General features: G+C 37.3%; 8 protein-coding genes and 2 pseudogenes. 2 read left to right on the top strand and 8 right to left on the bottom strand.

All coding sequences use genetic code 11. From position 1 onward, the window contains the following. The 7 genes and pseudogenes from dnaK to gpr all read right to left on the bottom strand — a co-directional run. Positions 1–1124: pseudogene (gene dnaK / locus AB1280_RS24220) on the bottom strand (chaperone protein DnaK); the annotation flags it as partial. Between the two features lie 25 nt (positions 1125–1149). After that, the gene (gene grpE / locus AB1280_RS24215) at positions 1150–1716 is read right to left on the bottom strand and encodes a nucleotide exchange factor GrpE (protein WP_242222884.1); all 567 of its coding nucleotides are present in this window, start codon (positions 1714–1716) and stop codon (positions 1150–1152) included. Positions 1717–1839: 123 nt separating this feature from the next. After that, positions 1840–2871 carry a heat-inducible transcriptional repressor HrcA gene (hrcA, locus tag AB1280_RS24210; RefSeq protein WP_272186781.1) on the bottom strand — a complete coding sequence of 344 codons (1032 nt, stop codon included), beginning with the start codon at positions 2869–2871 and terminating at the stop codon, positions 1840–1842. 222 nt (positions 2872–3093) lie between these two features. Further along, positions 3094–4232, bottom strand: a pseudogene (gene hemW / locus AB1280_RS24205) (radical SAM family heme chaperone HemW). 241 nt (positions 4233–4473) lie between these two features. After that, positions 4474–6297, bottom strand: a complete 1824-nt coding sequence (gene lepA, locus AB1280_RS24200) for an elongation factor 4 (RefSeq protein ID WP_272186779.1) — start codon at positions 6295–6297, stop codon at positions 4474–4476. Between the two features lie 284 nt (positions 6298–6581). Next, positions 6582–6848: a DUF3679 domain-containing protein gene (locus AB1280_RS24195; RefSeq protein ID WP_429757407.1), complete on the bottom strand. Its 267-nt coding sequence runs from the start codon at positions 6846–6848 to the stop codon at positions 6582–6584. Between the two features lie 21 nt (positions 6849–6869). Beyond that, entirely contained in the window at positions 6870–7973 is a 1104-nt protein-coding gene (gpr, locus tag AB1280_RS24190; protein ID WP_429754505.1) for a GPR endopeptidase, read from the bottom strand. 181 nt (positions 7974–8154) lie between these two features. Between gpr and rpsT the strand changes: the two genes are divergently transcribed. Next, entirely contained in the window at positions 8155–8412 is a 258-nt protein-coding gene (rpsT, locus tag AB1280_RS24185; protein WP_020062230.1) for a 30S ribosomal protein S20, read from the top strand. A gap of 32 nt (positions 8413–8444) precedes the next feature. Here the strand turns inward: rpsT and holA are convergent, their stop codons facing one another. Then, positions 8445–9512 (bottom strand): DNA polymerase III subunit delta, encoded by a 1068-nt coding sequence (holA, locus tag AB1280_RS24180; RefSeq protein ID WP_429757406.1) that lies wholly within the window; start codon positions 9510–9512, stop codon positions 8445–8447. 414 nt (positions 9513–9926) lie between these two features. Here holA and AB1280_RS24175 point away from each other — a divergent pair, with 414 nt between their 5' ends. After that, complete coding sequence (locus AB1280_RS24175) at positions 9927–10061, top strand: YqzM family protein (RefSeq protein WP_020062228.1); 135 nt, start codon at positions 9927–9929, stop codon at positions 10059–10061. The last annotated feature ends 72 nt before the right edge of the window (positions 10062–10133 follow it).

The raw sequence follows: 10133 nt of genomic DNA, 5'->3' as shown, positions 1-10133 counted from the left end.
CCCATAGTTTCGATACCTAAAGAAAGTGGAGTCACGTCTAATAATAGAACGCCTTTTACATCACCTGTAAGTACGCCGCCTTGAACTGCAGCTCCTAAAGCTACAACTTCATCAGGGTTTACTCCTTTATATGGCTCTTTACCAGTTTCACGTTTAATCGCTTCTTGTACAGCTGGGATACGAGTAGAACCACCAACAAGAATTACTTTGTCTAACTCGCTCGCAGAAAGACCAGCGTCTTTTAACGCACGACGAGTTGGTTCTAGTGTTCTTTCAACAAGGTTAGCTGAAAGCTCTTCGAATTTCGCTCTTGTTAAGTTTAATTCTAAGTGTAATGGACCAGCAGCTCCAGCACTAATGAACGGTAATGAAATTTGTGTTTGTGTTACACCAGAAAGATCTTTTTTCGCTTTTTCAGCAGCGTCTTTCAAACGTTGAAGTGCCATTTTGTCTTGACTTAAGTCAATATTGTTTTCTTTTTTAAATTCAGCTACTAAATGATCGATAATAACTTGATCAAAGTCGTCACCACCAAGACGGTTGTCACCAGCAGTTGAAATAACTTCAAATGTTCCATCTGCTAATTCAAGGATAGATACGTCGAATGTACCGCCACCTAAGTCATATACTAGAATTTTTTGCTCTTCGTCTTGTTTTTCTAAACCGTAAGCAAGTGCAGCTGCTGTTGGCTCGTTAATAATACGTTCCACTTCTAAACCAGCAATTCGGCCAGCGTCTTTTGTTGCTTGGCGTTCTGCATCGTTAAAATATGCTGGTACTGTGATAACAGCTTTTGTTACTGTTTCACCTAAGTATGCTTCAGCAGAAGCTTTTAAGTTTTGTAAAATGATTGCAGAAATTTCTTGAGGTGTATAGTTTTTACCTTCAACTTCTACTTTGTAATCTGTACCCATATGACGTTTAACAGACATGATTGTATTTGGGTTCGTAATCGCTTGACGCTTCGCTACTTCCCCTACTTGACGCTCTTCATTTTTGAAAGCTACAACAGAAGGAGTTGTACGGTTACCTTCTGGATTTGGAATAACTTTTGGCTCTCCGCCTTCCATAACAGCTACACAAGAGTTTGTTGTACCTAAGTCAATACCGATGATTTTACTCATGGGGAAACCTCCTACATTTATGTAATTATTGATTTACTTTTACCATTGATGGTCGAATCACACGATCTTTTAGCTTATAGCCTTTTTGGAATTCCTCCACAACCGCATTTGATTCAAATTCACTGTCTTCTACTTGCATAACAGCTTGATGTTCATGTGGATCAAACTGCTTTCCAACAGCTTCAATCGCTTCAACACCTTCTTTTACTAGCGCCTCTTGCAACTGACGATATACCATTTCCATCCCTTGTAATAAAGATTTCATCTGCTCATCATTTGCTTCTACTTGCATTGCTCTTTCAAAATTATCAAGAGCCGGCAAAATATCTGACACAAGGCTTTGTGATCTATATTTTTCAGCCGCTTGCTTATCTAGTTGAACGCGGCGCTTATGGTTTTCAAAATCAGCTTGTAGACGAAGCATGCGACCTTCCGTTTCCGTCAATTTCGCTTGTAATTCATCTACTTTTTCTTGTAAAAGAGCAGCTTCACTTTTTTCTTCAACAGTTTCTTCGCTATTTTCTGGTGCTACAGCTTCTTCTGTTTGCGCTTCTTTTACTTCTTCTACCACTTGTTCATTACGCTCTTCCACAACTTTCACCTCCTTAAAAAGGCAGGGCAGGCACAAATCAGCACGAACCAAGCCATCTAATTTCTTATATTCAACTAATCATCAGCAGCGGGAGATATCTCCGCTACAAATGAAAGTTTCTTATTATTTCGGTTTATACAAACCGTTGAGGCCATCTGTAAATTGTTTTGTAAACAATTGTAACAAACTAATAACACGAGAATATTGCATTCTTGTCGGTCCTAAAATCGCAATTGTTCCGAGCTGCTCATCTCCAATTGAGTATGTCGCAGAAATTAAACTACAATTTTCCATTGCAGCAGAAGAATTCTCACGGCCAATTTTCACTTGAATGCCAATTTGTTTACTCTTTAAGATGTCATAAAAAGCATCTTCATTTTCAATCATATTGAGTAATGATCGGACCTTTTGAATATCATGGAATTCTGGCTGCGCAAGCATATTTGTTTTTCCACCAAAATATACTTTTTCAGATAACGGAAATTGGAATGTACCGTCTAACATCTTCATGACACTATCATAATTATGAACGTACTGACGCAAAACCATTACAATTTCTTTAAAAATTTTATTATGCAGTTCTGAAATCGGTACACCAGACAACTTGTCATTCAAAATGTTAACCATTTTTTCCAAATCTTGCAAATCAACAGATTCTGGAACTGTGATGGTTTTACTTTGCACATGTCCTGTATCAGTTACAATAATTGCAACCGCTGTTTGATGACCAAGTGGAAGAATTTGTACATTTCTCAGCTTATTCGCACTAACTTTTGGCCCAAGAACAATTGCCGTATAACTCGTGAGTTCTGACAAGATTTGCGCGGATTGCTGCGCAAGCTTTTCTGCTTCAAAAACTCTTTGAGCGAACAAGTCTTTAATTTGTACAACATCTTCACTAGGCAAATGTTGCGGTGCAAGAAGATGATCTACATAAAAGCGATACCCTTTTTCAGAAGGAACGCGCCCTGAAGAACTATGTGTTTTTTCAATAAACCCTAATTCTTCTAAGTCAGCCATTTCATTTCGAATTGTTGCTGAGCTAAATGTAATTACTTCTTTCTTAGATAATGTTCTTGATCCAACAGGTTGTGCTGATCCGATAAAATCATCAATTATCGTCTGTAAAATTAAGAGCTGACGTTCCGTAAGCATTTCATCATCACCTCTGTTAGCACTCTTATGTTTCGAGTGCTAAATCTATTACTAACTTACCAAAGTTGCTATTGAATTGTCAACGGAAACGTGATGAGATAAGGTGAAACTTTTAGCAGCGTTTTTTTTTGCTACTAATTAGCCCTGCCAATCGGGCTCAAACAGACGGTTTCTCTTCTCGATTTACCTCTATGTACCGTCTGTTTGAGCGGGATACAGCGTTTAATCCACCAAGAATGATTGAAAGACTTCATTTCCTAATAACTTCCCTTTTCTTGTTAAACAGACATGAGTGTTTGTTTCTTGAAGCAATTCATGTTCTTTATTATGACGTAATTGTTTTGCAAAGATGTCGTTCATCTCTACGCCGAATTTTTGCTAAATTCTACTTTTGAAACACCTGCTGTTTTTCGAAGCCCTAAAAATAACTCTTCTTCCATTTTTTCTTGTGTCGTTACTGTATGAACATCTAAATAGGGCAAACCTGTCTCATCAATTTTCGTAAAATATTGCTTTAGTGGACCTACATTTTGAATCCGCTCGCCATTTACGTAACTATGAGCACCCGCTCCGAAACCGAAGTATTCTTCATTATTCCAATAAGTGAGGTTATGTCTACTTTCATAGCCCTCTTTCGAAAAATTACTAATTTCATACTGCTGGTAACCATGCTTTTCCATGGCATCCATCACAATTTCATACATTTTAGCTTCACTGTCTTCACCTGGAAGTCTCAACTTTCCTTTGTTCATTAAATTATAAAAGACCGTTTTCGGTTCAACAATTAAAGAATACGCAGAGAAATGTTGAACCCCAAGTGTAAATGCAATCTCTAACGTTTCTTTCACATCTTCTATCGTTTGACCAGGCAATGCATAAATTAAATCAACATTAATATTTGCAAAACCTATTTCCTTCGCCTCACGAATCGCTATAAACGCATCTTCTCTCGTATGCCTCCGTCCAATTTTTTTCAATAATTCATCACGAAATGTTTGAACACCAAAACTAATCCGGTTTACACCGCCTTCTAGTAGAAGATTTAATTTCTCTTTTGGTAAATCTCCTGGATTCGCTTCAAAAGTTAGTTCACAATTTGGCGCAAACGGACGTAAACGACGATTAATAATGTCTAGCAATTGCTTTGTCTGTTCCATATTTAGCGCTGTTGGCGTTCCTCCACCAACAAAAATCGTTTTCATTTCTTTAAAAGACGTTTTGTTGATTGTATTCACAATTTCTTTCTCTAAATATTGCAAGTATTGTTCAACTGGCTGACGTTCAATAAACACTTTATTAAAATCACAATAGTGACAAATATGCTGACAAAACGGAATATGAATATATGCAGCTTGTATCAAATTCTGTTCCTACCTTTCTAAAAAGAAAACCTCCGCATTTCGGAGGTTTATTTACTTCTGTAATCCTATGCGAACTTTATCTATTCGCATTCTTCCCCAAATAACTTTTCTTCTTACAATCAAAAGCTTCATCACTATTGTAAAGGAGAGATACAAAGATGTCTAAATATTAACCAAAACTTTAAATACTTTGATTTCTGCTCCCTAAATAAAAAGAAGCCGTTTGTACGGCTTCTTTTTATTAGTTATCATCCATTTTCAGTACAGCCATAAATGCCTCTTGTGGTACTTCTACAGAACCAACAGACTTCATACGCTTCTTACCTTCTTTTTGTTTTTCAAGAAGTTTACGTTTACGAGAAATGTCACCGCCGTAACATTTCGCTAATACGTTTTTACGCATCGCTTTAATTGTAGAACGCGCCACAACTTTATTTCCGATTGTCGCTTGTATAGGCACTTCAAACTGCTGTCTTGGAATTAACTCTTTTAACTTTTCTACAATCACTTTTCCGCGGTCATATGCTGAATCACGATGCACAATAAAGGATAGTGCATCAACTTGCTCACCATTCAATAAAATATCCATCTTCACAAGCTTAGATGGTTTATAGCCAATTAACTCGTAATCAAAGGATGCATATCCTTTCGTATTCGACTTTAATTGATCGAAGAAATCATATACGATTTCAGAAAGCGGAATTTCGTATGTCAAAGTAACGCGTGTTTCATCTAAATATTGCATATCAATAAATGTTCCGCGTTTTCCTTGGCAAATTTCCATAACTGCTCCAACATAATCGTTTGGAACCATAATAGATGCTTTTACATACGGCTCTTCTACACGATCAATAGATTGCGGATCTGGCATGTTAGATGGGTTATCAACTATCATGTCTTCACCGTTTGTTAAATATACTTTATAAATAACACTTGGTGCTGTTGTAATTAAATCAATTTTAAATTCACGTTCAATACGTTCTTGAATAATTTCCATATGAAGTAAGCCTAAAAATCCACAGCGGAAACCAAATCCAAGTGCTTGAGACGTTTCTGGTTCAAATTCAAGAGCAGAGTCATTTAATTCTAACTTTTCTAATGCATCACGTAAATCATTATAACGTGCCGAATCAATTGGATATAAACCACAGAATACCATTGGGTTTAATTTACGATACCCCGGCAAAGGTTCTGCTGCTGGACGTTTTGCATGTGTAATCGTATCACCTACACGCGTGTCGCCAACATTTTTAATCGATGCTGCTAAGAACCCTACATCACCTACTGTTAACTCTTTACGTTGTGTTGTTTTCGGTGTGAATACACCAACTTCTGTTACTTCAAACTCTTTACCCGTTGCCATCATGCGTACTTTATCGCCAACTTTTACCGTTCCATTTACAACACGGATATAAGCAATTACACCGCGATATGGATCATATAAAGAGTCGAAAATCATACATTGTAATGGTTCTTCCGAATCACCTGCTGGAGCTGGTACTTTTTCAACGATTTGCTCTAAAATCTCCTCAATACCAATACCCGCTTTTGCAGAAGCAAGAACCGCTTCAGACGCATCTAATCCAATTACATCTTCTACCTCTTGACGAACACGTTCTGGATCAGCGCTTGGTAAGTCAATCTTGTTAATAACCGGTAAAATTTCTAAGTTATTATCAAGTGCTAAATATACGTTTGCTAATGTTTGAGCCTCAATTCCTTGCGCCGCATCCACAACAAGGATCGCACCTTCACAAGCCGCTAAACTACGAGACACTTCATACGTAAAGTCGACGTGTCCTGGTGTATCAATTAAGTGAAGAATATATTCTTCTCCGTCTTTCGCTTTATACGTTAATTGTACTGCATTTAATTTAATTGTAATCCCGCGCTCACGCTCTAAATCCATGGAGTCAAGCAACTGTGCTTTCATCTCGCGTTGTGCTAACGCATTTGTTTTCTCCAAAATACGGTCTGCCAACGTGGACTTCCCATGGTCAATGTGAGCAATAATGGAAAAGTTACGAATTTTAGACTGCCTTTTTGCTCTTTCTTCTTTGTTCATCTATTTATCACTCCTACTAATCTCGCCAATATACACTAGCACTGATTATATCAATACAAGGAAAAAGATTCAATGAAAACTGGTGTTACGATATAAGCAAGTACTCTTACTATTATCATATGCAATTTGTAAACAATAGACAAACCTTTCCTAAAAATCCAAAAAGCTACCTTACTCGTACGTAAGATAGCCGCTTTTTTATACTTTAAATTAATGAAATATACCTTTTATTTTATCAACTATGGTACATGTTATGCTACGAATAACATTTTGCACCAAAGAAGTCAATCCTCTTCCATACTTTCGAGCATATTAAAGCTTTTTAATTTTTCTAGTTGCGCTTGTTTTTCTTCAACGGAAAATGCATTTCCAGGAATTATTTTTTCTATATCCCCGTAGTTTGTTCCTGTTATGTGAGCAATTTGCTCATATGTGGGATTATTATAGCCCTTCATTCGTTTCAATCCACTATTGGCAACTTGCATCCCGGCTAACGTTATAAAAAATGCACTCACAACGACAATGATGCATTTGCGTGTAAACTGCCCCACTTCTTATTTCTCCTTTTTCAATCAATGCGTATATGCCCCTGTGTTGCCTTGATCAACTTGATGATGAAGAGCTGCGTTCAAGCCACTCGCAATTAAATTCGCCATATCTTCAATAAACGCATCCACTTCTTTAGGTGTTACCATTAAATTATGTCCTAGTGGGGCTAGCACTTCATAAATTAGCTTTCTCTTCTCTTCTTCTTCTAGCGTACCAACCGCTCCCAAAAACATATTGCGGCTTTTTTCATCTGGCATATCTTCTTCTGTCAGTTTCTTCTTTTCACCAAATGTAAAACCGGCTGGGAGTAAAGAACGAGATGGTTTTACACCCTCACGCATCTCACGCCCAAAATGCTTTAAGATAAAATCAATTGTGTCACTTGTAATTGAAACTGCATCTACAACGGTCGGAACGCCAATTGCAATCACCGGTATACCTAGCGTATCCTTACTCAATTCTTTTCGTTTATTCCCAACACCAGAACCAGGATGAATACCAGTATCTGAAATTTGGATGGTACTATTTACTCGTTCAATAGAACGAGCAGCAAGCGCATCAATCGCAATTACAAAATCTGGTTTCGTCTTTTCAATGACCCCATAAATCATATCGCTCGTTTCAATACCTGTAATCCCCATAACCCCCGGCCTAATTGCACTGACAGGCCGAAACCCTTCCTCAACACTTTCCGGCTGCAGCTGAAACAAATGGCGCGTAACAAGGACATTCTCTACAACAATTGGACCTAAAGCATCCGGCGTTACATTCCAATTACCTAGACCAACAATTAAGCAACTTGCTTCTTCACTTATTCCAATTTCTTTTAGAAAGTGCGAAAATTCCTTTGCAAAAATCCCTTCTACTTTTTGTTGCAGCGCTGTATCTTGCTGACGAATTCCTTGCACTTCTAAAGTTAAATAATTCCCTGGTTTCTTTCCCATCGTCGGAGCGGCACTTTCATCGATTGTCACCTTTGTAATTGTAATCCCTTCTTCTTCGCGCTCTTTTACAATTACACCTTGAATCGCTGTTTTTTCTTCTTGCTTCTCTTGCAGCATTTGGTGGGCTTCTAATGCAAGATCTGTTCGAATCCCATATTTACTTAAATCAAGCGGTCCGTTCATACAATCTCCTCCACTATTTATAATAATATTTATTAGAATTCCCCAATTTATTTTCAGACATTCTTTTCCTATATTGAAATTTCATCGTTCCCACTATTGCAATTCTCTTCTCCGTTTGATAGAATATCACTTGTTCTATGTAAGAATCGAGTCACTCGATTGCACCAGGGAGGTGAAATATATGGCAAACATTAAATCTGCTATCAAACGTGCTAAACTTAGTGAAGAGCGTCGTGCACATAACGCTTCTATCAAGTCTGACATGCGTACAGCTGTTAAAACTGTAGAAGCTTTAGTTAACAATAACGATCTTGAAACAGCAAAAGAAGCATACAAAGTAGCTTCTAAAAAACTTGACAAAGCAGCTCGTAAAGGTCTTATCCACCAAAACGTTGCATCTCGTCAAAAATCTCGCTTAGCGAAACAAGTAAACGCGTAAGGCGTTTAAAAACGATCCGTATGGGTCGTTTTTTATTTACAAAAAAAAAAATGTTCATGCAGATGTTTACATGAACATTTTTCCACTATCCAATATGATTTTAAACGCATAAGAAAAAATTCTAGCACAAGACGTTTATCCATTCTTCCTGTCTTCATATTGTAATCTGCCTCAGCAAGTTCGTGAATCACTCGTTTTAACGCTTCAAACGAGAAAAAATTTGTTTGATTCATAGCCAGCTTCACACGATACGGATGTACACCGATGTGAGATGCAATTTGATTTTGCCCATAACCACGCTGCTGAAGTTCTTTCACTTGATATAACAAACGAAATTGACTCACAAGAAGCGCAAGCAGTTTAATCGGCTCTTCTTGTTGTGTGAATAACCCTTCTAAAATACGCATCGCACCTGCAATATCTTTTTTTACTACCTTTTCTGTTAAAGAAAATACATTTTGTTCAACAGACTTTGGAACGAGTTCTGCGACAAGCTTTGCCGTAATTTCACCGCCTGTTCCCACATATAATGTTAGTTTATCCATTTCCTTAGCAAGCATCGTTACATTACTTCCAACAAACTCTAATAACAAACTAACTGCCGCTTCTTCTATTTGAATATGCATTTCTTCCGTACGGCTTATAATCCATTTACGTACATCTTGCACTTGCATAGCATTTGCTTCTACTACATCCGCTGTTTTTTTCAAGAGCTTCGTAACTTTTTTACGCTCGTCCAATTTTTCAAACGGAGCAATAAACACAAGGATCGAAAATGGCGAAGGTTCAGCAATATATTCTTCTAGCACTTTGACGTTTTGCTCAATTTTGGCTTTTTGTGATGTTAAAAACAACGGTGATTTTACAACGATAATTTTACGTTCTCCAAAAAAAGGAAGCGTCCTTGCGTCCTCAACAACTTCCTCTATATATGATTCTTCCAAGTCATACGTAACGACATTAAACTCACGATCCTCCTCAGCTAACGCTTCTGATGTCAAAAGCCGAAGTGTTTCATTTATAAAATATGCCTCTGTTCCATATAACAAGTATAACGAAGCAAATTGCTTTTTCTTTATTTTTTTATGTATATCACTCATGTCATTTCCTACTCCCTAACACTTTATATACTTATAGTAATGTGACAACTGCTGTTTTACAAGTCCAAAGGAACAGGCAGCCACCCGTTCCTTGATCTATATAAAACGTTACAAAATAAGCCCCGGGAACCTTATTTCATAACGGTGACCACCTTAATTTTATTGTTTGCACCTTCCTTGCGAGTTATGAATGACAACTGTTAGCACACTTGGAAAAGCATTGAACCAATCAAGCTTGAATCGGAATTATCCCACCGCTCAAAATCTTGAAAAGAGACTTTGCCAACTATCAAAGTTAAATATTTCGAATTTTAAATCAATGGCAAGATTACGAGTTACGAATAACTGGATAAATTGTAGATTTTTTTCTGACAATATTTTATACTATAGTGGAATGTTGGGAGGGATTCAGAGATGAATGAATTTGAAAAAAACGTTCAAAGTAAGCGTAATGACGCTGTCGACTCAGGGGTAGGCTTTATCGTTTCATTCGGATTTTTTACCACCTTATTTATCATCGCAACAGTCGTTAAATTTATCGGTTCTTAAAGGCTGCATGTGGCAGTCTTCTTTTTTTCTGTGTTTCATCATATGTTAACTTACTGTGAAATGTTCCCGCAT

Origin of the sequence: Bacillus sp. S10(2024), assembly GCF_050473865.1 — a bacterium.
GTDB lineage: Bacteria > Bacillota > Bacilli > Bacillales > Bacillaceae_G > Bacillus_A.
The sequence above is the reverse complement of the archived record's forward strand: the minus strand, read 5'-3'. Positions and strand labels throughout refer to the sequence as shown.